The organism is Thioclava sp. UBA3469, from assembly GCF_002378135.1.
Lineage (GTDB): Bacteria > Pseudomonadota > Alphaproteobacteria > Rhodobacterales > Rhodobacteraceae > Thioclava > Thioclava sediminum.
Genome location: NZ_DFRG01000020.1, coordinates 1 through 21,714, shown reverse-complemented (window position 1 = coordinate 21,714; position 21,714 = coordinate 1). Strand labels below are relative to the sequence as shown.

The 21,714-nt window shown below is 61.8% G+C and carries 16 protein-coding genes; 6 read left to right on the top strand and 10 right to left on the bottom strand.

The genetic code is table 11. From position 1 onward, the window contains the following. From B3D39_RS01675 to B3D39_RS01665, 3 genes are all read right to left on the bottom strand, one after another. On the bottom strand, positions 1–291 hold a 291-nt coding region (locus B3D39_RS01675; RefSeq protein WP_286789316.1), incomplete at its 3' end, for a PACE efflux transporter. 602 nt (positions 292–893) lie between these two features. Continuing rightward, on the bottom strand, positions 894–1,769 hold the full coding sequence (locus tag B3D39_RS01670) for a Crp/Fnr family transcriptional regulator (RefSeq protein WP_078601936.1): 876 nt from the start codon (positions 1,767–1,769) through the stop codon (positions 894–896). Between the two features lie 123 nt (positions 1,770–1,892). Continuing rightward, positions 1,893–2,618 carry a Crp/Fnr family transcriptional regulator gene (locus B3D39_RS01665; RefSeq protein ID WP_078572570.1) on the bottom strand — a complete coding sequence of 242 codons (726 nt, stop codon included), beginning with the start codon at positions 2,616–2,618 and terminating at the stop codon, positions 1,893–1,895. A gap of 160 nt (positions 2,619–2,778) precedes the next feature. On the opposite strand from B3D39_RS01665, the gene B3D39_RS01660 reads away from it, so the two are divergent. Then, entirely contained in the window at positions 2,779–3,015 is a 237-nt protein-coding gene (locus tag B3D39_RS01660) for a hypothetical protein (RefSeq protein ID WP_078572569.1), read from the top strand. Between the two features lie 87 nt (positions 3,016–3,102). Here B3D39_RS01660 and B3D39_RS01655 read toward each other — a convergent pair whose 3' ends face one another. Further along, a complete protein-coding gene (locus B3D39_RS01655) occupies positions 3,103–5,877 on the bottom strand; it encodes a cation-transporting P-type ATPase (protein ID WP_414717955.1) in 2,775 nt (924 codons plus the stop codon). A gap of 418 nt (positions 5,878–6,295) precedes the next feature. Between B3D39_RS01655 and B3D39_RS01650 the strand changes: the two genes are divergently transcribed. Together B3D39_RS01650 and B3D39_RS01645 are read left to right on the top strand one after the other, a co-directional pair. Beyond that, the gene (locus tag B3D39_RS01650) at positions 6,296–7,330 is read left to right on the top strand and encodes a universal stress protein (RefSeq protein ID WP_274963000.1); all 1,035 of its coding nucleotides are present in this window, start codon (positions 6,296–6,298) and stop codon (positions 7,328–7,330) included. Continuing rightward, on the top strand, positions 7,327–15,747 hold the full coding sequence (locus B3D39_RS01645; protein WP_274962999.1) for a GH36-type glycosyl hydrolase domain-containing protein: 8,421 nt from the start codon (positions 7,327–7,329) through the stop codon (positions 15,745–15,747). Before B3D39_RS01650 ends, B3D39_RS01645 begins: the two co-directional genes overlap by 4 nt. Positions 15,748–16,014: 267 nt before the next feature. Here B3D39_RS01645 and B3D39_RS01640 read toward each other — a convergent pair whose 3' ends face one another. Beyond that, positions 16,015–16,671, bottom strand: a complete 657-nt coding sequence (locus tag B3D39_RS01640; RefSeq protein WP_274962998.1) for an SLC13 family permease — start codon at positions 16,669–16,671, stop codon at positions 16,015–16,017. 154 nt (positions 16,672–16,825) lie between these two features. Here B3D39_RS01640 and B3D39_RS01635 point away from each other — a divergent pair, with 154 nt between their 5' ends. From B3D39_RS01635 to B3D39_RS01625, 3 genes are all read left to right on the top strand, one after another. After that, entirely contained in the window at positions 16,826–16,963 is a 138-nt protein-coding gene (locus B3D39_RS01635) for a hypothetical protein (protein ID WP_168174798.1), read from the top strand. A gap of 74 nt (positions 16,964–17,037) precedes the next feature. After that, the gene (locus B3D39_RS01630) at positions 17,038–17,544 is read left to right on the top strand and encodes a hypothetical protein (protein ID WP_078572564.1); all 507 of its coding nucleotides are present in this window, start codon (positions 17,038–17,040) and stop codon (positions 17,542–17,544) included. Positions 17,545–17,634: 90 nt separating this feature from the next. Beyond that, entirely contained in the window at positions 17,635–18,555 is a 921-nt protein-coding gene (locus B3D39_RS01625) for a transglutaminase family protein (RefSeq protein WP_143595113.1), read from the top strand. A 24-nt stretch (positions 18,556–18,579) separates the two neighbouring features. Here B3D39_RS01625 and B3D39_RS01620 read toward each other — a convergent pair whose 3' ends face one another. From B3D39_RS01620 to B3D39_RS01600, 5 genes are all read right to left on the bottom strand, one after another. Next, positions 18,580–18,786 carry a hypothetical protein gene (locus tag B3D39_RS01620; RefSeq protein ID WP_078572562.1) on the bottom strand — a complete coding sequence of 69 codons (207 nt, stop codon included), beginning with the start codon at positions 18,784–18,786 and terminating at the stop codon, positions 18,580–18,582. 221 nt (positions 18,787–19,007) lie between these two features. After that, positions 19,008–19,337: a chaperone modulator CbpM gene (locus B3D39_RS01615; RefSeq protein ID WP_078572561.1), complete on the bottom strand. Its 330-nt coding sequence runs from the start codon at positions 19,335–19,337 to the stop codon at positions 19,008–19,010. Continuing rightward, the gene (locus B3D39_RS01610; protein ID WP_274962997.1) at positions 19,334–20,275 is read right to left on the bottom strand and encodes a J domain-containing protein; all 942 of its coding nucleotides are present in this window, start codon (positions 20,273–20,275) and stop codon (positions 19,334–19,336) included. Before B3D39_RS01610 ends, B3D39_RS01615 begins: the two co-directional genes overlap by 4 nt. A gap of 366 nt (positions 20,276–20,641) precedes the next feature. Then, positions 20,642–20,794, bottom strand: coding sequence for a hypothetical protein (locus B3D39_RS01605; RefSeq protein WP_168174797.1), 153 nt, complete (start codon positions 20,792–20,794; stop codon positions 20,642–20,644). A gap of 181 nt (positions 20,795–20,975) precedes the next feature. Continuing rightward, positions 20,976–21,182 (bottom strand): cold-shock protein, encoded by a 207-nt coding sequence (locus tag B3D39_RS01600; protein ID WP_078572559.1) that lies wholly within the window; start codon positions 21,180–21,182, stop codon positions 20,976–20,978. Positions 21,183–21,714: the final 532 nt, after the last annotated feature.

The window sequence follows — 21,714 nt, the reverse complement described above, 5'->3', positions numbered from 1 at the left end:
TGCGAAAACCGGCAGAAGCAGGGTGAGCAGCGTCAGCTCGAAAAGCACCGCGTGAGAGATCCGAATTGGCATAGTCTTACGGACATCGCCACGACGCCAGAGCAAGAGATGATCGAAGGCCAAGTTGAATAGGTAGTTCCAGGCAGTGGCCGCTGTTGCGCCAAGGACCACAAGCACGCCCATTTCCTCCATGGGATGACCGAAAGCCCAAGCGAAAAGCGGCGTCACGATGAGGAGGCCAATGAGTTCGAAACTCACGGCTTGGCGGATACGGTCTAAGGTGCTGCGCATGAAAAGTCTTCGTTAGGTCAGGCGGTCAAGCGTGCAGACCGTGTGCTCGGGCGGGGGAGGGGCGGGGTCTGCCTATGGTGGGTCTCGCGGGCTGGCTTTTCAAGCAGGGCTCGACGCTGGTCGCGCCGACCCGCAATCCAGCGGCTGGAAATACCTACCGATAGTCTGTCTTGTATCTTGTGGCTAGCTTTTCGCCTCAGGTGTCGGCATCAGTTTTCGAGGATGCGTTTCTGCTCGTTTTCTGATCTTCCGAGCATACTCTCAAATGCCAGCTTTCAAAGAGAGGGTGCTCAATGAACGGTATGTCACATCGCGAACCATGCACCCCGCCTTGCTCAGAGAAATTGAGATACCCGTATCCGCGACGACCAGATTCTGATGCTCGCGCTGACCGAACGAACTCCCTTTTCTCGGAACACGATGTGTGAGCAGAGAACGGGGAGCATTCACTTTCAGCTATCCCGATTTCAGGGCCTTGCATGCGGCGAGCACCCGTTGCGCCGACGCCTCAGATGAATCTCGGCGGATTGACCACTGGGTTCTCGTATAACATGCTGCCAGCAAAGCGGTTTCGTGCGCAGCTCCGCGTTCGCAGCGTCTCCTCATGGCCTCCCGATTGGCAGCAGAAAACCGATTTCATCTTCGATGGCCTTGATCATGACTGGCTTCATACGCCTTGACGCATGGGCCGTTATCGGAAAAGACTCGTTGAGTTTCGGTCGGTTCCTCATGCCGTTGTTCATCATGCCGTTGGGGAGCGAGGCCCCCACGCCTTTTGCGATCGCGAGCAAAGTGCCAGGCTGCTGCACGACGATCAGAGCGGGCGTGGGCATGCGGATTGCCCCCTTATCTTTGATCTCGTGAAGAACGCGGCAAAGCGTCTCGCTGGACATATCCAACAGCGAGGCGATGTCGCGCCGCGTGAGCGAAAGCGGCAAATGCGTATCGACCGTGCCCGACTGCGGAGGTAGCTGAGCGAACAACAGGGCCGCAACACGTTGAATAGTTCCCGTGCCGCGCAGGGATGACGCCCAGAGGCGTTCCTTCTCGAGCTGACGGACGGTCGCGGCGAGATAGCCTTTCTGCAACGTTGCGTGCTCTGACAGCAGTGTCTCAAAACTCGAACGCGTCATCCAGCACAGGGTAACATCCGTTGCCGCTTCCCAGGACAACTTGTTCTCAGCAGCCCCGATGTCGCCGACGATATCCCCAGGGCCGAGCAGGCTCAGAATATGCATTCTGCCGTCTACGGTCAGGTTGACAACCTTCACCGTTCCCGAGGCCAGAACCCCAATCGAGGCAGCGGGTTCGCCCTGGGCAAAGATGGTCGTGCCCGAAGGGAATCGGGCGACGTGTGTTCGCATTTCCAAGGCTTTCGCCGCGCACGCGTCAATCTCCCCGAAAAATCCAATTCCATCCTCCACGAACTGGAGACAGGTCGATGTTGGTGCGCAGGTGAGTTGACTATCAAGCAGCATGTAGACCTCGCCTAAATAATTGTTTTTTCAGGTCAGTCTTGATGACCTCCGCTGAAAACTTCCCGTCAACATAAGCGCAATCACAAGGATCGGTCCTGACATGGATCAGCGTGCCGAGCGCAATCAAGTCAGCAAAGGGCCTTCCTGATCCATGTAGGAGGGATCGAACTCTGCCTCGCTGATCAGCCGGTCGTAATCGTGGAAGGAAACGCGGCCCGAGCGAAAGGTGACCAGCCCAACCTCGCGCAGCTGGCGCAGCGCTCTGTTGACGTGTATCGCGCTGAGCCCCAGGGCATCGGCCAGATGATACTGCGTGAGCGGACAATCGAAGCCGCGCTTGTCTGCGACGCCGACAAAGGAGAGCCGTGCGCCAAGCTCGAGAAGAAAATGTGCGACGCGTTTATCCGCGCTGCGACGGCCAATCCCCACAAGATGCTCGACGACCATCGCCTCGTCGCGAGAGGCCGCCCAAAGTATGGCGGTCGCAAGCCGCGGTGTGGTCTTAAAAACATCGAGCAACTCATCCAGCCGCACTTCTGCCGCCTCGATCTCGACCACTGGCTCGAAGCTGTGATCGGAGGTGCGCAAAAGTATGCTGCGCAGGCCCAGGAAGTCACCGGGGACCTGAAAGTCGACGATCTGTCGCCCGCCATCGGGCTGAATCTTGTAGGAGGAGACCCATCCTTTCGAGAGAATATAGGTGGCGTGTTCGGATTGGCCCTGATGAACCAGATCGCGTCCCGCCGCGAACGAGCGGCGGTGGCGAAATAAGAGCTTCAGAGCCGTGCGTTCCTGATCCGTTAGGGTGACGAATGCCGCAAGCTTACGCGCGAGTGGTGTGTCTTCCATCCGTGGCTTGCTTTCCATTGGTCCCGGTCAGCACAGACCTGGTATCGCAAGCTTAAGCTGCTTTCGATCAGTCCAGCCGAAAGGAATTTCTGTCATATTGCATGTTGGCACCATTACCAGCCGGTGGCGACCCAAATCCCACAAGGAAAGGCCGAAACCAATGTCCTCGAAATCGGAATATGCAGGGATCGCTGCGCTGTCGATCTGCGAGGCGTTGCTCTTGGCGATGAACGATCGCGGTTTGCTGTCGGAGGCCGAGGTCGTCGGCGTGCTCGAAGATGCGGCCGCAAGTCATGAACACGCGGCTGCCGCATCTCTCGCAGGGGAGGCGCACCTGGCCACGGCAGAGCTGATCCGCGCAATCGTCGCAGGCGGAAATTCCGTGCGCAGGCTTTGACCGGGATTTAGGGTTCTTTCGAGAGCCGGAGTTAGCGCAACAATGCGAAGAGGTCCGCCCTTTTGATCTTCCTGAAATCGGTTCTTATCAGGGCGTGAGGCTTCGAAGTGCGAGCCGCATCTGCTTCTCGATCTCTATCAAAACGAAGAAAACGACGCCGATCAGGATGATCAATACGCCTTCGGGGACCGGCACGGCTTGTGTTCCGAACACCTTCTGCAAAGGGGGGACGTAGGTAATTGCGAGCTGGGCTGCCATGACGGTAAGCACGCAGCCCCAGATGATCGGCGTTCCTCGCGCAGCCGCCCAGGTGAGTGAGGTGCCGTGGATGTTGCGGATGAAGAAAAGATGGAAAATCTCGAGCACGACCAAGGTGTTCATTGCCATCGTCTGCGCCAGGACGGACGGGTAGCCCCGGTCGGTGGCGTAGAAGTAAACCCCGAAAACCGCCATCAGGAATAGCGACGAGACGAGCACGATGTGCCAGATCAGTTGACCCGTCAGCAGCGGCGCGGCGCGCAGGCGAGGCGGCCGGCGCATGGTGCCGGGCTCGGACGGTTCGAAGGCGAGCGCGACGCCCAGCGTCACGGCGGTGATCAGGTTTACCCAGAGGATTTGCACCGCCGAAATCGGCAGTGTCATGCCGGCAAAGAGCGCTGCGACAATCGTCATTGCCTCGCCAGCATTGGTGGGTAGTGTCCAGCTGATGACCTTTTTGATATTGTCATAGACCGTCCGGCCCTCGCGCACTGCTGCGGCGATAGACGCGAAATTGTCATCGGCGAGCACGATTTCGGCGGCCTCCTTGGCTGCCTCGCTGCCCTTTCGCCCCATGGCGATCCCGGCATCGGCGCGCTTGAGCGCCGGTGCGTCATTGACCCCGTCTCCGGTCATGGCGACGGTCAGCCCCTGCGATTGCAGGGCTGTTACGAGCCGCAATTTGTGGGCCGGAGAGGTGCGCGCGAAGATGTCGGTCTTCACGGCCGCGTCGGCGAGTTCGGCGTCGTCCATCGCTTCGATATCCGCGCCGGTGAGAACGCGCTCGGCGTTCTTCAGCCCGATTCTTCCGGCGATGGCGCGCGCCGTGGCGGCATGGTCGCCGGTGATCATCTTCACTTGGATACCCGCGGCATGACAGTCGGCGACGGCGTCTATGGCTTCGGCCCGCGGGGGATCGATCAGACCGATCAGGCCGACGAAGGTCAGCTGCCCCTCCAGGTCAGCCGATATCAGTTCGGCGTGGCCCGCAGACACCGCGCGTGTGGCGATCGCGATCACCCGCTGGCCTTCGGCAGCGAGCTCCTCGATCGCTGCGTGCCAGTGATCGACGTGCAGCGGCTCCGTGCTGCCGTCGGCGCTGCGCTGGTCGGCGCAGAGTGCAAGCACCGCTTCGGGGGCGCCCTTGACGTGGATGCAGGCGTGGCCTTTGCGGTCGCGGTGCAGCGTGGCCATGTAGCGATGCGCGGCATCGAAGGGGATTGCATCGGCACGGGACCATTCGCGGAAGGGCTCGGGCCCGTCTCGAGTGACCTTGCCGGCGAGCGCCATGAGCGCGCCCTCCATCGGGTCGCCCTCGACACGCCAGCCTTCGGCATGGCTGTGCAGCAGCGCATCGTTGCAAAGCGCCGCGGCGCGGGCGAATTCCATCAGCACCGCGTGGTCGTCCGGGTCGATATCGGCATCGCGCCAGCGCACCGCGCCTTCGGGAGCGTAACCGTTGCCCATCACGGAATAAACGTGCTCGGTCGCGGCGAGTGAGGCCACCGTCATTTCGTTGCGCGTCAGCGTTCCGGTCTTGTCCGAGCAGATCACCGAGACTGCGCCCAGCGTCTCGATCGCCGGCAGGCGGCGAACGATGGCGTTGCGTCGGGCCATTGCCTGCACCCCGACAGCGAGGGTGATCGTCAACACTGCTGGCAATCCCTCGGGAATCGCAGCTACCGAGAGGCCGACGATGGCCATGAACAGGTCGGAAAACGGCAGGTGGCCGACGAAGTAGCCGTAGGTCAGGAGTGTCGCCGCCACCATAAGGATGAAGACCGTCAGCCAGCGGGCGAAGCGGTCCATTTGCGCGACGAGCGGCGTCGTCAGCGTCTCGACCCGGCTCAGCATGCCGCTAATCCGGCCAATCTGGGTCTGTGCGCCCGTCGCCACGACGACGCCGCGTCCCGCCCCGGCGGCCACCAGCGTGCCCGAGAAGAGCATCGAATTCCGGTCGCCCAGCGGCGCATCCTCCGCGACCGATGCGGTGCCCTTGTCGACCGGCACGGATTCGCCGGTCAGGATCGCCTCCTCGGCCTTCAGCCCCCGGGCCGAGATCAACCGAAGATCGGCTGTCACCCGATCACCCGCCTCGATCAGCACGATGTCGCCGGGCACCAGATCGGCCGCCTCGAGGGTCTGTCGGCGTCCGTCGCGCAGCACCGCCGCGCGCGGCGCCAGCATATCCCGGATCGCGGCCATTGCTTGCTCGGCGCGACCTTCTTGGACAAAGCCGATCACCGTGTTGACGATTACCACGGCAAGAATCACACCCATGTCCAGCCAATGCTGAAGAGCCCCCGTCACCGCGGCGGAGGCGAGCAGCACATAGATCAGCACGTTGTGGAAGTGCGCCAGGAAGCGCAACAGCGGGCTTCGTCGGGGCGGTTCGGGAAGCCGGTTGGGACCGTGCGCGACCCGGCGATGCGCGGCTTCCTCGCTGCTAAGTCCTTCCGCCCTGGCTGAGACCGCCTGAAGGGCTTCACTTGGGGGCAGTGCATGGAGCCTCGAGATGATATGCTGCTCTTCCGCCAGAAGCCGGGTGTCGACTGGGTGAAGATTCGCCGGGCTTGTCGATGGAGGATAGGACGTGGAAGGCATGGGGGTCCTTGTCGCGTCGCAAGAGATGTCAGGTTCAATCAGGTCTGCAAGAAACTCGGCAATCATCATGTGGCAAATTGCATTTTCGGGCAACTCTACTGAAACGAGAGGGTTTACTACATCGTCGGTGCCTCAGCCGAAAATTCGCGGCCGTGCATCATGAGTTTCCTTCAGAGGTGTCGTGAACTCGATGTGCCCAGATCGGAGCATTGTTCGATGACGACAGGCACTCCTTTCTGCAGGACCCGAGACGGATAATCACAGAGACGAGACGCCATTCGAGTGACAGATCACGCGCTCCATCCCCTCCGTCGCGTTGCGTTGTGTCAATGTTGCCGCATCCCGCATCTGGTAGAAAGGAAGCCGCAAGCCAATAAGGGGTTGCCTTAACACAAAATATCTCGCCAAGGAGGTTTCGATGCCAGAATTGCATCCAAATTCGGCGCGCGACTTGTTGGTGGCGATGAGCCGCCCCAGAGACACTTCTTTGCATTTTCGTCACGTGATGGCCTGTCTCGACCATTCGCCGCAGTCGCGTCGGGTTCTGGCTGAGGCTGCGGCCATTGCCGAAGTCATGGGAGCCGAGTTAACGGTGCTTCGGGTGATGGAGGCCGGAACGGAGGCTATGCGACGTCCGGTCGATCCCGTCGATTGGGACCTCGGCCGCCGAGAGGAGGAGGCAGAGCTTGGCCGGCTTGTTGGCGAAATCTGTTCCGTGCCAGACATCCACACGGAAGTCATGAGCGGAGCGTCTGCGGACTGCATCTGCCGCAAAGCGCATGCGGCCGGGGTGGATCTGATAGTGTTGGGTGTAGGTGGACGCGACCGCTGGACCGAATGGGGTCTCGGCAGCACGGTGCGTCAGGTCGCCGAGCGCGCCGCAGGCTCTGTCTTGATCGTCCCCGAGTCCCCGGCCAATGACGTGTCGCGACAGGCGCCCGGGGGGCGTGTCCTGGTGCCGCTCGACAGTTCGACCTGGGCGGAGGCGGTGTTGCCGATTGCCCTGCGTGCCGCCCAGAGCCGGAGCGCCGAGTTGGTCTTGTTGCACGCGGTGCCGGACATCAGCCTTACGGGAAACAGTCCGCCCGACGCCCATGACGAGGCTTTGCGTGCCGACCTGCGCCACCGCAACGAACGCGTGGCCCAAGCCTATCTCGACAGAATCCGGGCACTGTTGCCCCCCGACGCGTTGCGCACGCGCGTGCGCCTTATCAGTGGCGAAGACCCGCGTCGGGCGCTCGCCCGAGCTGTAAACGAGGAAGCCGCCAGCCTCGTGGTGCTCAGCGCGCGCGGGCAGGGGGCGCATCCTGACCTGCCGATCGGCAGCACGGCGGAATACCTGATTTCGGCGGCTACTGTTCCCGTGCTTCTGGTGCGCCGCCCCGAAGCCGGATCGAGGCCTTCGGCGCAGGCCGCGCCGTGGCGATTACCTATGGTTAGGGCGCCGGTGTGATCGAGGCGCCAGATCGGGAAGCTGGCGCCGGGCCGGAGGAACTGCTCGATCACGCAGCCGAGAGCTTGAGCCACCACCTCGAGATCTGCGCGGGCGCTCCGCGTTCCGCTCCAGTCTGGGCCGAACTCGATGCGATCCCGAAATGGCTTGCCAGGGCGCAACGCAGTTCGATACATCCGCCTCCGGCAGCGACAAAGGCGGCCGAATGGTTGCTCGACAACGAGTATCATGTTCGCCGCGCAGTTCGCCAGGTTCAGGCAGATATGCCGCCGGAGTTCTATCGCCGCCTGCCCAGCCTCGCCACCCCCGAGTGCCGCGGCCTGCCGCGGATATTTCTGGCCGCGCATGGCTTTCTCGCATCTGCGCATATGCAGGTAAATATCGAGGCCGCAGAGAGATTCCTGGCCGCTTTCCAGCGCGGCGCGGCCCTGACGATCGCGGAACTCTGGGCCTTTCCTGCGATGCTGCGGCTCGCCTGCCTCGAGACCATCGTCGTGGCTTTCTCTGAATTGATCGAAAAGATTGATCCTCCTTTCAGAGCAACGCCAGGAGCTGCTTACGGTGAGGCGCACGACCCGACCGAGGCGGTCTCGCGTGCCATTATGGCGCTTTCGGCCATCTCGCGCGTGCCGTGGGAGGAGGTCTTCGAGGCGACGAACCGGGTCGAGGCGATCCTCCGGGAGGACCCGGCAGGTATCTACGCCGCGATGGATTTCGACACACGCGACAGCTATCGCAAAGCGGTCGAGGAGCTATCCGAGGGCTCGGACTGGTCCGAAACGCGTGTTGCCGATCAGGCGATCTTGCTGGCTACCTCCCATGCCGGGGCGTCCCGCGCCAACCATGTCGGCTGGTGGCTTGCCGGCGACGGGCGCCGTCAACTGGAGCAGCTTGTGGGCTTTCGCGCACGTCCCGCGGCGGCGTGGCGACGCTGGGTCCTGGCTCATGCGGGCGCCTCCTATGCCGTCGCGTTGATTGCGGTGGGGACGGTGGCGATGACCGTGCCGCTGGTGATGCTTGCTGTGAACAACGCGTCGGTCACTGCGTCGATCGTTGCCGCGCTCCTGTCGCTCATGCCGGCCTCGATCATAGCCGTCACTGTTGTCAATTGGCTTGTAACTCAGACGATCCCGCCCCGGACGCTTCCCAAGCTCGACTTCAGTGATGGCCTGCCGAAAGGTTGTGAGACGGCCGTCGTCCTGCCGGTGATCATCGCCGCGCAAGACGAGGTTTCGAGACTCATCGCCCAACTCGAGCGGCACTGGCTGACCAACCCCGACCCGCTCCTGCGCTACGTGATCCTGAGCGACCTGGCAGACGCTGCGAGCGAAACCCTTTCATCAGACGCGGGCGTAGAAGACGCTCTCAGCGAGGGCATCCGGAAGCTGAATGGACGATACGGACCAGGTCACCCCTTCGTTCTGATGCACCGGCGGCGGCGATGGAACCCGGCAGAAGGCGTTTGGATGGGATGGGAGCGCAAGCGCGGCAAGCTCGAAGAATTCAATGGATTCCTTCACGGCGATGCAGTGTCGGCCTTCGCCCTGACCGAGGGCAATACCGGCGCCCTTGGTGTCGTGCGCTTTGTGGTCACGCTGGATGCAGACACCATCGCCCCGCCGGGCACGATCCACCGGTTGATCGGCACGCTTGCCCATCCGCTCAACCGGGTGGAATTCGATCCGACAGGCGAGCGCGTGATCTCGGGCTATACCTTCATCCAGCCGCGGATCGAGATCTCGCCAGAGGCGGGCTCGGCCTCGCTTTTCGCCCGGCTCTATACTGGCGACACGGCGATCGATATCTATAGCCGGGCGGTGTCGGACGTCTACCAGGACCTTTTTGGCGAAGGCGTCTTCACGGGAAAGGGGGCCTATGACGCCGCAGCATTCAGCCAGAGCCTGCGCGGGCGGGTGCCGGAGAACGCGATACTCAGTCATGACCTGTTCGAAGGCCTGCACGGGCGGGCCGCGCTCGCGTCAGACATCGTTTTCTATGAGAATTTCCCGGGCAACTACCCAGAATTCACCCGCCGCTGGCACCGCTGGATACGCGGCGATTGGCAGTTGTTGCCCTGGCTCCGGCGCACTGTGCCCGGGCGGGGCGAAAAGCAATTCAAGAATCCGCTTTCACCTCTCGACCGCTGGAAAATCATCGACAATCTGCGCCGCAGCTTGATCCCGCCGGTTTTGGTGCTACTCGCTCTGATCGGCTGGCTTCTCGTGCCGTCGGATGCGTTTGTGTGGTCCGTGCTCACTGTGGTCGCTCCGGGAGTCTACCTGGTAACAGACTCCATTGCGGGCTTTATCCGCGGGCGCAGACGCGGCGTAGTGCGCGAGCGGACGCGCCAGTTCCTCGATCACGCCCGGCGCTGGACCCTTGCCGTCGTTTTCATGGCTCATGAAGCGTTCGTCTCGCTCGACGCAATTTGTCGTGCGCTGTGGAGAATGATGGTCTCGCGCAGGCGGATGCTCGAATGGACTTCCTCTGCCCATGTCGCCACCGCCGACAGCGCGGATCGCAGGCGTGCCTGGGAGGAGATGGCTGGCGCACCGATATTGGCCTTGGCTATGGCGGCCACGCTGATGGCTTTTGCGCCGGAAGCTTTGCCCGGTGCAGCGCCGCTTCTGCTCCTATGGCTGATCTCTCCCGAGATCGCGCAGCTGATCGCCCGCCCTCTGCATCGCCCAGAAGAATCTCTGAGTTGTGACGACCAGCGTTTCCTGCGTCACCTCGCGCGTCGCACATGGTTGTATTTCGAGACCTATGCAGGGCCTGAGGACAACTGGCTACCGCCCGACAATTATCAAACCGAGCCGCATGAAGAGATAGCTCACCGCTCTTCACCCACCAATGTCGGCATGTTGTTGCTTTCAACGCTCTCTGCGTTCGACCTTGGTCATTCCGGGTTGCCCGCCCTCGTCGCGCGAGCCGCCAATGTGCTGGCCACGCTTGAGCGGCTCGAGCGCTACCACGGTCATATCCTGAACTGGTTCGATACCCGCACCCTCGAACCGTTGGAGCCGCGCTATGTTTCCACCGTCGACAGCGGCAACCTTGCGGTGGCCCTGGTGACGCTCACGGAGGGGTGCCGGGAGGCGGCCCAAGGTCCGCCGGTGTCATCTGTTTCGTGGGATGGTCTGGCGGACAGCTTCGGACTGCTGCGCGATGCCCTTGCGGCGATGCCGTCGCAACCTTCTGCCCCACTGCTCGCTCGTCTCGACGACCTGATCGCCGAAGCGGCGCGGGTTCGCGACCGGCCGGAGGATTGGGCCGCGAGCGCCGGCGCAATGCAGGACACGGGGCTGCCCGCGCTCTCGGCGGAGCTTCCGGCCGCGATCGAAGCCGCTCCGGCGACAGATTCCCGAGAGATCCATCTCTGGCTCGAACGCAGCATTCACCATGTGAACAGCTTCATTCGAGATCTAGAGACGCTTTGCCCGTGGACGCCCCTTGTCGTCGCGCCGCCACCTGGGCAGGAGGCACTCGCCGCTCAGCTTGTCGACGTCCTGCCGCCCGATCTTCGCCTCGAGGACACTGAGACCGCAATTGAGACCGCACGGGGTCTGATTGGAGACGGGGAGGCCGATCCTTGGCACGACACCCTTCGCGCTGCGTTCACGCAAGGGCTGGCCGCGCGAAGCGCCCTTCGCGACAGCCTCACGGTCAGCGCCGAGCATGCCCATCGCTTAGCGCTGGCGATGGAATTCGGTCTGCTCTACGACCGCGAGACCCGAACGTTCTTCATTGGCTACAACCTGAGCCAAGACCAGCTGGACCAGCACCGCTATGACCTACTGGCCTCCGAGGCGCGGCTGGCAAGCTACTTTGCGATCGCCAAGGGAGATGTCCCCGTGGAGCACTGGTTCCACCTTGGACGACCACTGGCGCATCCCGGTCGCGACCTGACCGTGCTGTCCTGGAACGGCTCGATGTTCGAATATCTCATGCCCGCGCTGCTATTGCGCAGCGGGCCGGGCCGGCTTCTCGGGCAAAGCGAAGCGGCGGCCGTCGCGGTGCAGAAGCGCTACGGCGAACGGTTGGGTCTGCCCTGGGGGGTGTCGGAAGCCGCCTTCGCCACGCGCGATGCTTCGCATCGTTACCAGTATCGCGCCTTCGGCGTCCCCGGGCTGGGCCTGAAGCGCGGGCTCGATGAAGACTACGTCGTTTCGCCCTATGCTAGCGCGCTGGCGCTTGCCGTGGCGCCGGCAACCGCTGTTGCCAACCTGCGACGTCTCGATGCCATGGGGATGCAAGGGCGATACGGCTTCTATGACGCTGCCGATTTTACCGCCGAACGCAGCCCCAGCGCGCGTTTCACCCCGGTGCAGACCTTCATGGCGCATCATCAGGGGATGTTGCTGTCCGCTATCGACAATGCCCTAACAGGCGATAGCCTCGTGCGGCGCTTTAACCGCGACCCGCGGATCGCGGCGATGGAGATGCTGCTACAGGAGAGGGTGCCATGGGAATATGTCCCCGAGCCGCTACCCGATGCCGCCCCACCGCCACTTCCCGAACTCGAGCGCCGAGCCGTGCCGCCGCTGGATGGCTGGCCAGCGCCCGATACCGGGGTGCCGCATCTCCATGTCATCGGCAACGGTCGCCTGTCGTCCTGGATAAGCGATGGTGGAGACAGCACTCTGTGGTGGCAGGGGCAGTCGCTAACGCTCTGGTCAGGGGACATCGGCCGCCCCGCCCGGGCTGGACTGTTCCTGCGTGATGCCGAGAACGGCATGATTTGGGATTTCCGTCGCAGGTCCAGCCAAGCGGTGGATATCACCTTTTATCCTGACCGAGCCAGCTTCCACCTGCATAAGAACGAGATCGCCGCAACACAGGAAATCGTTACCGTCCAGGCCGACGATGTCGAGATTCGCCGAGTCACCTTGGTCAATGAGAGTCAGAGCACGCGCGAGATCGAGGTGTCGAGTTATGCCGAGGTCGCCCTAGCTTCATTCGCCTCCCATGAGCGGCACCCTGCTTTCAGCAAGCTATTCGTGCAGAGCGAGCCGCTGGTCGGGCTCGATGCTTTGCTCTTTACCCGGCGCCCGCGTCGCCCCTCCGACCGACCGCCAGTCATGCTCCAAAGGCTGCTCACCGGGTCTGACGCGGTGCAGTTCGGCGGCTTCGACAGCGACCGCCGTGCGATCCTTGGTCGCTACGGTAGCAGCGAACCACTGGACTGGCTGCACCGCCCACCGGAGGCGACCGCGGGTTGGACGCTCGACCCAGCGTCGGCGCTGCGGGCTACGGCTCGGCTCGCACCGGGCGCGCGGGTGCAGCTGGCATTCATGACCGTCGCCGCTGGTTCGCGCGAAACCGCGATCGAAATCGCTAGCCGTTATTCTGGCGGCGACGCGCTCGATTGGGCATTCGAAGACACCAAGCGCAGCATCGCAATCGAGGCGGATCAACTCGGGGCATCCGGTGCCGACCTGCGCGCAGCTCAGGCGGTTGCCTCAGAACTCGTTCGCCCGCCTGTCAAGCGGGCCGAGTCTCTGGCCGGTTTTCTAACCGGTCAGCACGACCTCTGGGGGCTGGGATTGTCAGGCGATCTGCCGATCGTGCTCGTGCGGGTGGATGATGCCGACCACGCGGCGCTTTTACCCGCGGTGGTGCGCGCTCATCGCTGGTGGCATCGGCACGGGTTGCGGGCAGATCTGGTGATCCTGAGCACAGGGGCATCAAGCTATGAGGAGCCGATCAATGCGCGATTACGCGACGCGCTGCGCGATGCGGGGCTGGCAGAGGGGCTAGGCGGTGACGGAGGCGTGCATCTGCATAGCGCCGACTGCATTGCCACGTCCCAGCGCCGCGCACTCGAGGAATTGGCGCAGGTGGTGCTCGACGGAGCTGCCGAGACGCTGACAGAGGCGCTACAATCGGTGCAGGAACTGCGCGACAAGTCGCCTCTTTTCACGCCTGATGGCCAACCAGAGAGAGAGACCCAACCACCGCGAGCCCCTGCGCAGGTGCTGCGCTTCGAAAATGGTTACGGAGGGTTCTCAGAGGATGGCGACGCCTATGTCATTCACCTCGATGCCAGCCGCGTTCCGCCGACCCCCTGGTGCAACGTGCTTGCGAATGACTACTTTGGCACAATCGTCTCGGAAGCAGGCCTCGGGTTTACCTGGAGCCTCAATGCCGGCGAGCACCGACTGACGCCTTGGTCGAACGACCCGGTAACTGATGCTCAGGGCGAAGCCCTATATCTGCGAGACGAGGAAACAGCGAGAATCTGGACGCCGACGCCATTGCCTGCGGGGCACGAGGCTCCTTGCGAGGTGACCCACCGAGCTGGCAGCACCGAATGGACGCGGACAAGCCAAGGTCTGGAACAGCAACTCACCATTTTCGTGCCTACCGAAGCGTCGGTGAAACTCGCCTACCTTCGGCTGCGCAACACCACCGACCGTCCGCGCCGCATCACCGCAACCTACATCGCCGAATGGCAACTCGGCGGGTTGCCAAGTGCCTCGCGGCCGCATGTTGCTTGCGCCTATCGTGCAGCCAGCCGGGCGTTGATCGCCCGCAACGGCTGGCAGCCGGAATTCGCATCGCGCGTCGCGTTTCTCACCGCCAGCCATCCGGCGCACAGCCTGACCTGCGATCGGGCCACGTTCTACGGCCCAGAAAACGACGCCACAAATCCCGAAGGGCTGCGACGTTGGTCGCTCGGAGGTAAATGCGATGCAATTCGCGATGCCTGCGCGGCATATCAGGTCCATCTCGATATAGCCCCGGGGGGTAGCGAGGAGGTAGTTTTCGTGCTCGGCGATGGCGCGAATATCGAGGATGCGGAGGCGCTCGCGGTAAAATGGGCCGATGTCGGGCGTGCAGCCCAGGCCTTGGAGGTGACTCTCGCGACATGGCACCAGCGGTTAGGGGCGGTGACGGTCGAGACGCCCGATCCCGCCTTCGACCTGATGGTGAATCGTTGGCTACCTTATCAGGCGCTCTCCTCCCGTATTATGGCACGCGCCGGGTTCAACCAGGCTGGCGGTGGCATCGGCTTTCGCGATCAATTGCAGGACATGATGGCCTTCCTCTTCTCGGAACCCGCTCGCGTTCGCGCCCATATCCTCGACTGCGCCGGACATCAATTCGAGGAGGGCGATGTGCTGCACTGGTGGCATCCGCCGGAAGGCCGCGGTGTGCGGACGCGCTGCTCGGATGACATGCTGTGGCTTGTCTACGCCACCCATCGCTACGTGCGCTCCACCGGAGATGTCGGCATTCTCGACGAGGAGGTTCCGTTTCTCACGGCACCACCACTTACTGAGGACGAAGAAGACCGATACGCCGCCTTCCCGCGCAGTGCTGAGGCTTGGCCACTCTTCGAGCATTGCCGTCGGGCGCTGGTCCATGGCGTCACCTCGGGACAGCACGGCCTGCCGCTGATCGGGGCAGGGGACTGGAACGACGGAATGGATCGTGTCGGCTATCACGGCAGAGGAGAAAGTGTGTGGCTGGCTTGGTTCGCATCCCATTGCGCCGAAGGTTTCGCCGATCTGTCCCGGCGAGGCGGGCACGAGGATCAGGTTGAGCATTGGGAACGTCGGGCAAGAGAATTGAAGCAGGCAGCGGACAACGCGGCCTGGGATGGGGCATGGTATATGCGCGCCTTTGATGATGACGGGCAGCCCTGGGGCTCGCAGGAATGCGACGAATGCCGTATCGACAGCATCGCTCAGTCCTGGTCGGTCCTGGCGGGCGGGCCCGACAGGGACCGCGGCCGGCAGGCGATGCGATCGGCCTCAGAATGGCTGGTCGACCGAGAGTTGCGCCTCGTGCGTCTCCTCACGCCACCCTTCGACCGCACGCCCCGCGATCCGGGCTACATCCGGGCCTATCCACCCGGCGTGCGCGAGAACGGTGGCCAATATACCCACGCCGCTACTTGGCTCGGCATGGCACAGGCGAAGCTCGGGAATGGAGAGGAAGCCTACCGGATATTCGACCTGATCAACCCGATCCGTCGCTGTGCCTCTCGGGAAGATGCCGAGCGCTACCGCGCGGAGCCTTATGTGATGCCTGCCGATGTCGGGGGCGCGGCGCCATTCGAGGGGCGCGCAGGCTGGACCTGGTATACGGGCGCCGCCGCCTGGTCCTGGCGACTGGGGGTCGAGGCGATCCTCGGGCTGGAACTTGTTGGGGGCGCTTTGCACATCGCCCCGTGTCTACCGAAGGGCTGGGGCCGTTTCCGCGCTCGCCTCCGCGGTCCAGCCGGCGCCATCTCGCTTCGGATCGATGACCCGGAGGGCCTTGGCACTGGCGCCGTCGAAATTACCGTGAACGGTCACGCGCATTCCAGCGCGACCGTTGAGTTTCCGACTGATGGAGCCACCGTCGAGGTAACCGCGCGTCTGAGAGTAGAGCCGGCGAAGGGGCGTCCCCCGGCGTGTGATCTCTGAACCTGAACTGGCCTTCAATTTGATAGATAGTGGCATGAAGACCAACAACTTCACCTGAGATCGCGTTGTCCCTCTATGGTCCGCGCTTGGGGCAAGCTGTGTTTCGGCGGAATACGTGAGCTACTCTTGGTGTGCCATTGGTTCGAAGGGGCAAGTGTGGCTTGGCCAGACGCCGCTAGCCTTTCTCGGGTCAAGCCAATCGCACTGCCAGAACTGGAGGCTTAGATTATTGCTTATCTGCCGGTCGGCGCGCGTCATCTCCAAAGCTCATAGCGGCCAGACGATCAGCAGCAGCGGCAAGCTTACTGCAACGACGATCATCTCGAGCGGCAGTCCAAGCTTCCAGTAGTCGCCGAAGCGAAAGCCGCCCGACCCGAGGATGAGAGTGTTGTTCTGATGCCCGATCGGCGTGAGGAAAGCACAAGATACCCCGATCGCCACCGCCATCAGGAAACTGTCGGGGTTCACGTCGAGCGAAGCGGCGATGCCCAGGGCAACTGGGCTCAGCACCGCTGCCGTGGCCGCATTTTTCATCAAATCCGATGGGAACATCGTGGTGATCAGAATTGCCGCCAGAGCCGCGATGGTGTTCTCGCGTGCAACAGTATCGACCAAAAAACGCGCCCGAACATCTGCCGAACCAGAGGTCTGCATCGTGCCAGCCTCCGGGATAAGCGATCCCAGCAGGACGATGACTGGCCAGTCGATGGCCTTGTAGACCTGCCCGGGCGGCACGGTTCGCAGCAGCATCGAGCCCAGAACTCCCAAGGTAAAGGCCACGGATGCGTGCAGCAGGCCGAAGGTGGCAATTCCGATAGAGCCAAGCAAGAGCGTGCTGGCGATGATTGCCATTCGCGCGTTGGGAAAATGCAATTCCCGCTCCCCCAGAGGCGCGCAGCCGGTCTCGTTCATGAAATCGGCCATGATTGCGTGCAGATTGACTCATCTGATCTCAGATTCCTCGGCGCCTGACCCTCGTAAATTGGGTCCCTGGTCCCCATATAGATCAAACCGGCGACAAGCATCCCGGTCCGACATGGACCAAGAATTGACGTCGGGCGATAAAAGGATCGATGACATGTCCTTCAAGGACCTGACCACTCGGGCCGCAGCGGCGCTGAAGCCAACGCCCGAGAAGACTGCCAAGCCTTCTGCCGAGAAGAGCGAGTCTAAGGCCGCCAGCAAGGAAGCGACGGCTAAATCCAAGACTTCTTAAGACCTGCGCAGACCCGCGCCCCGGCCCTGGCAAGGGCGCGGGTCATTCGCTCATCATGTGAGAGGATTAGGCCAGTGGAAGAACTTACACGCAAGACCGTCGCGGTTTTTTCCCGCCCGTTCAACATTCCGGGGTTTGCCGAGACACTCCCGGCGGGAGAGTATGAGATCGAGACGGAGCTGGTCTCGCCTCCGGATCGGAAGGACCCCGAAATCTGGAAAGCTTCCGTCATGGTGAAGCTTCATCCCAGAGCCACACATCCCGGATTGGTAAGGACGCTGACCGTTTCTCTGGCCGATCTCGATCACGCGCGTGCCAGAGACAAGCTTACGGGCCGTGCCCTGTCGGATTTTTTCGTGGAAGAGATGCTTTCGGATCCGATGGTGCGCCTCGTGATGGAAGCCGATGGTGTTTCGGAGGCGCATCTGCGCCATCTCTACTCGGTATTCCGATCGCCTGATCCTGATCTATCCAGACTGGAGCCCCTGCCGGCTCCCGAAAGACGGCGCTACGAAGCCTCCATTCTGGCCGCCGAAAACGAAGGGATGCCGACGAGTCCGGAAACACGACCGAGAAATTAGCGGCTTAACGAGGCGTCTGGCTGCCCCATTGCTAGCCGACATGGCTGTGGGCGTGGCTGCCACTATTATCTGACCGTATTGGAGCGTCATTTGGCCTGCCTCGACATTCTTCACAAAACGACCTACCGATACCGGGGAGACGTCTCTCTCGGGCCGCACAGGTTGATGCTGCGCCCGCGCGAGACGCGCGAATTGCGGCTGCTCTCGCACGCGCTCTCCATTACGCCGGCGGCGCACATAACATGGGCGCATGATGTGGCGGGCAACGCCATCGCCACTGCCGTGTTCGACGACCAGACTGATCATCTGGCAATCGAAAGCCGTGCGTCCGTGGAGCTGACTGCGTCGGCCTGGCCGGTCTTCGCCATCGCTTCTTCTGCTGCCCAATATCCTTTTCTCTACGCTGCGGACGACTGGACGGACTTGGGGGCGCTGACCACCCCGCAATATCAAGACATCCAAGGCCGCCTTTCCCGCTGGGTCGAGAACTTCGTCATGGGGCGCCCGACTGACACATTGTCTCTGCTGAAGGACATCAGCACCGGGGTGTTCACGCAGATTTCCTACCAGAGCCGGGAGGATGAGGGCACCCAATCGCCGGCCGAAACACTCGACCGGTGCTGGGGTTCGTGCCGCGACTTCGCGGTCCTGCTTGCCGAGGCCGTCCGCCATCTCGGTTTCGGATCCCGCATCGTCTCGGGATATCTCTTCAATCCCGAAATGAACCTTGTGGGATCGGCTGGCTCAGGGGCGACCCACGCATGGGTCGAGATATTCGTCCCCGGCGCCGGATGGATCGCATTCGACCCGACAAATCGCAGCGTCGGGTCGCAGAACCTGATACCGGTCGCGGTCGGTCGAGGTATCCATCAGGTCTCACCAATTTCGGGCAGCTTCTCAGGATTTGGCAACGCGCTCTATGATCTCTCTGTTGAGGTCTCCGTTCAAAGCGGGCGCGCCGCCGTGCCCGTGGCGGAGGAGGCAAGTTTCGACGACCTGCCAAGGCGTTAATCAGGTGATGGGTGCTTTGCGCGTTCAGTCGCGATGAAAGTCGATATTTCCGAATTCCTTCCGGGTGCGCTTTTTGACCGCTTGAATACAATCCTCTGGCACGTCGCAGGTGAAGCCGCCTGATCCGCTAATAGTCACGAAGCCATCCCGTGCGCGTCCTTCAAACCGGAAGATCGTTTTTTCTGCGCCAGTCACAAAAACGCCTTGGCCGGGCTGAATTGCATCTTCCATTTTCAATCTCCCTCTCGTTTCCGCCCTCAGGCAGCTAATGAAACGAACCGCCATACTCCTGCAAAGAGACTCAACCTTTGCGATGCGGATTGACACCGTCGCACCGGTGAGGCTCGCGGGTCAAGAAAGCAGCAATAACTCAATAACCTCTGACATGCTCCCCTGAAACGTCCTCGTTTTGAAGCTAGCCTGTTTCCCGAACGAAGAGAGGCGAGTTGGGCTTACGGCTGCTTCATTGCCGCAATGACACGCGTCTGAAGTTCCAATGGCAAGGTATCTATCGCGCGCGCAAAGGTAGCGAGGTCCTGTCGTGCGGCATGCAACTGGTCAAGGAGCGACATCACGATTGCCAGCGCCGTTTCGTCGAGGTCAAGATCATGGGAAAGATCGCACAGCAACTCCAACCGCGCGATGTCGACGCTGCGGAAAATATAACCGGTATCGCCCTTTGCTGGTCGCACGAGTTCGCCTTCGATAAAGCGCAAAAGCTGGCTTCGTGTGAGCCGGGTAACGTTGGAGATCACGTCCTCTTCGGAAAACCTCTCCGTCATGCGCTGGCCCTCTTCATCAAATCAACACGCGGATCGAAGCGATGTGTCTTGCGCCACTCGGTGAGGAAATTGCGCAGATCCTCGTCAATGCTGGGTGGTGTCACGATCTTCAGCTCAACCCGCTGATCACCCTTGGTTTTGCGCTTCGCGTTGGCGATGCCACGTCCACGCAAACGTAAGACCTGGCCCGAATTCGCGCCCGCTGGGATCGTGAGCCCGACGGGGCCGTCAATGGTCGGTGTGGTGACTTTGCCGCCGAGAACGGCCTCTTCGATGGTGATGGGGAGCGTTACCAGGATATCGTCGCCGTCTCGGTCGAACACCGGATGAGACCCCACCAGAACGGTGATCAACGCATCACCCGCAGAAGCATCGCCATAGCCAGGCGCCCCCTTGCCGCGTAACCGAAGTGTCTGGCCGTCTTCAGTGCCCCGTGGGATCTTGACTGTCAGGCTTTGTCCATCGGGCAGCGTGATGTGGGTTTCCGCTCCGCGCGCAGCATCGAGAAACGGCACGTTGAGCGAATAGCGCGCGTCGGCGCCGCGCGCGGAAAAACCACGGTCGCCGAAGTCGCCGCCAGACCGTCCGCGATTGCGCAATATGTCAGCGAAAATATCTGCCGGATCGACATCCGGCCCAACCCCGCGCTGTCGATGATAGCTGTTGTCGGATGAGCCCGAGAAATCACGGTAATACTGGCGCTGCGGACGTTCTGCGCCGAGGCCATCGATTTCTCCGGCGTCATAGCGCGCACGGGTTTCAGGATCTTTCAGGATATCGTAAGCGGCCGATATCGCCTTGAACCGCGCTTCGGCTCCTGCGTCATCCGGGTGCAAATCAGGATGGCTTGTCCGCACAAGTTTGCGATACGCCTTCTTGATTTCGTCAGCTGTGGCGGCCTTGGTCAGGCCAAGGACTTTGTATGGATCATCGGGCATCCAGGTTTCCTGTTCGGCGAGCGATGCATCGCAAGGCAAAGCGCGCGCGGAAATGGGTTCACTTGTCGTTGGGTGCCACGAGAAGGGAGCTTGAGTCCGTGATCCACGTCAATGTGGAAATGCCGTGAGTGACTGTGGCCGGCCGATTTGGGGCCAAGCGGTAGCGAACCCACGGCGAACGCGGCGCGCGAGGAGGCTGCCACCCATGAGGGAGTCTTGGCCCAAAGCTAGGATCAAGGCGTCTCAATAAGCATTCAGGAAAGTGGCTCGCGCTGAACGCCGACTGATCAGCCCCGTCTCTCGGGGAGCCGCCATCAGGCAAGATTATTCGCGGAGTCTGGAAATTAACGAACCCGGCAAAGCTATTTATTTTGCCGTGGCCTGTTTTGCGCTGGCTTTGACAGGGGACGGATTTGTCGGCGCACGACGAAAGCCGACGCCTTTCCGGAAACCTTTTTTGGCGGGTTGGCTCAGGAAATCCTTGAGGTCGAGTTGTTTCTTTTGAGGGGAATAGCCCATGATCGTTCTCCGCGTAGACAGGTGAATTTTGAACCCGCCCGCACATCTTGGTCCGCAATGCCGGATGGGTGGTTCTACAGATGTTTCGAACCTGGACTGCGCAAAGGTATTCGAGCAGAGAAGACTCTCGCCACATGGGCGCGTTCGCGGACCGGAAGACACCAGTCCGCGAACGGTTTTATCAGGCGAGTTCGAGATCCTTGGCGGATTCCCGACCATCGCGGCCGGTTTCGATCTCGAAGGTCACTTTCTGACCGTCGTCGATCTGGGAAAGGCCCGCCCGTTCGAGCGCGCTGATGTGCAGGAACACGTCCTTGCGACCGCTCTCGGGTTGGATGAAGCCGAAGCCTTTGCCGGGGTTGAACCATTTCACGGTGCCATTGGCCATCGTGTTGTCTCCTTGTTTGGAATTCTGCCCGCAGGATGCGGCAGGTCGGCCGGTCAGATCGAAAAGCAAACTGAGGCCGATAAGGGAGACAGGGTGCGGTCGGAATAACTAAGCATTTTATAGATGGGGTTGGCGGGCGGCGATACAAGATGCAACCGAGAAATGAGATGAGAAATGCGTCTCTCAACCCAGATGTGCGTTCGAGGCTGAGGGAGGGCGGCCTTTCTCGATATCGAGAAAGGCATCGACCTGCGTGTTCACTTCGGCAGCGGGACGCCCGGGCGGGATCACCGGGAAGTAGGCGCCCGTGCCCTTGCGGCAGATATTGCCCCCATTATCCGCGATCGGCAGGGTCAGTTTGCGGTGAAGGGAACAGGCCGTCGAAAAGTTTCGATCGTAGAGCCTGCAGCTTTTGCGCTTCGCGCGGGGGGGCTCCGCTGCGGACGAGGTGCCTTGGGGCTTTAACAGTTCAATTTGACTTATGCTTTTCGTATCATATATCATCTAAATGATGAAGAAGCTTGTAAGTATT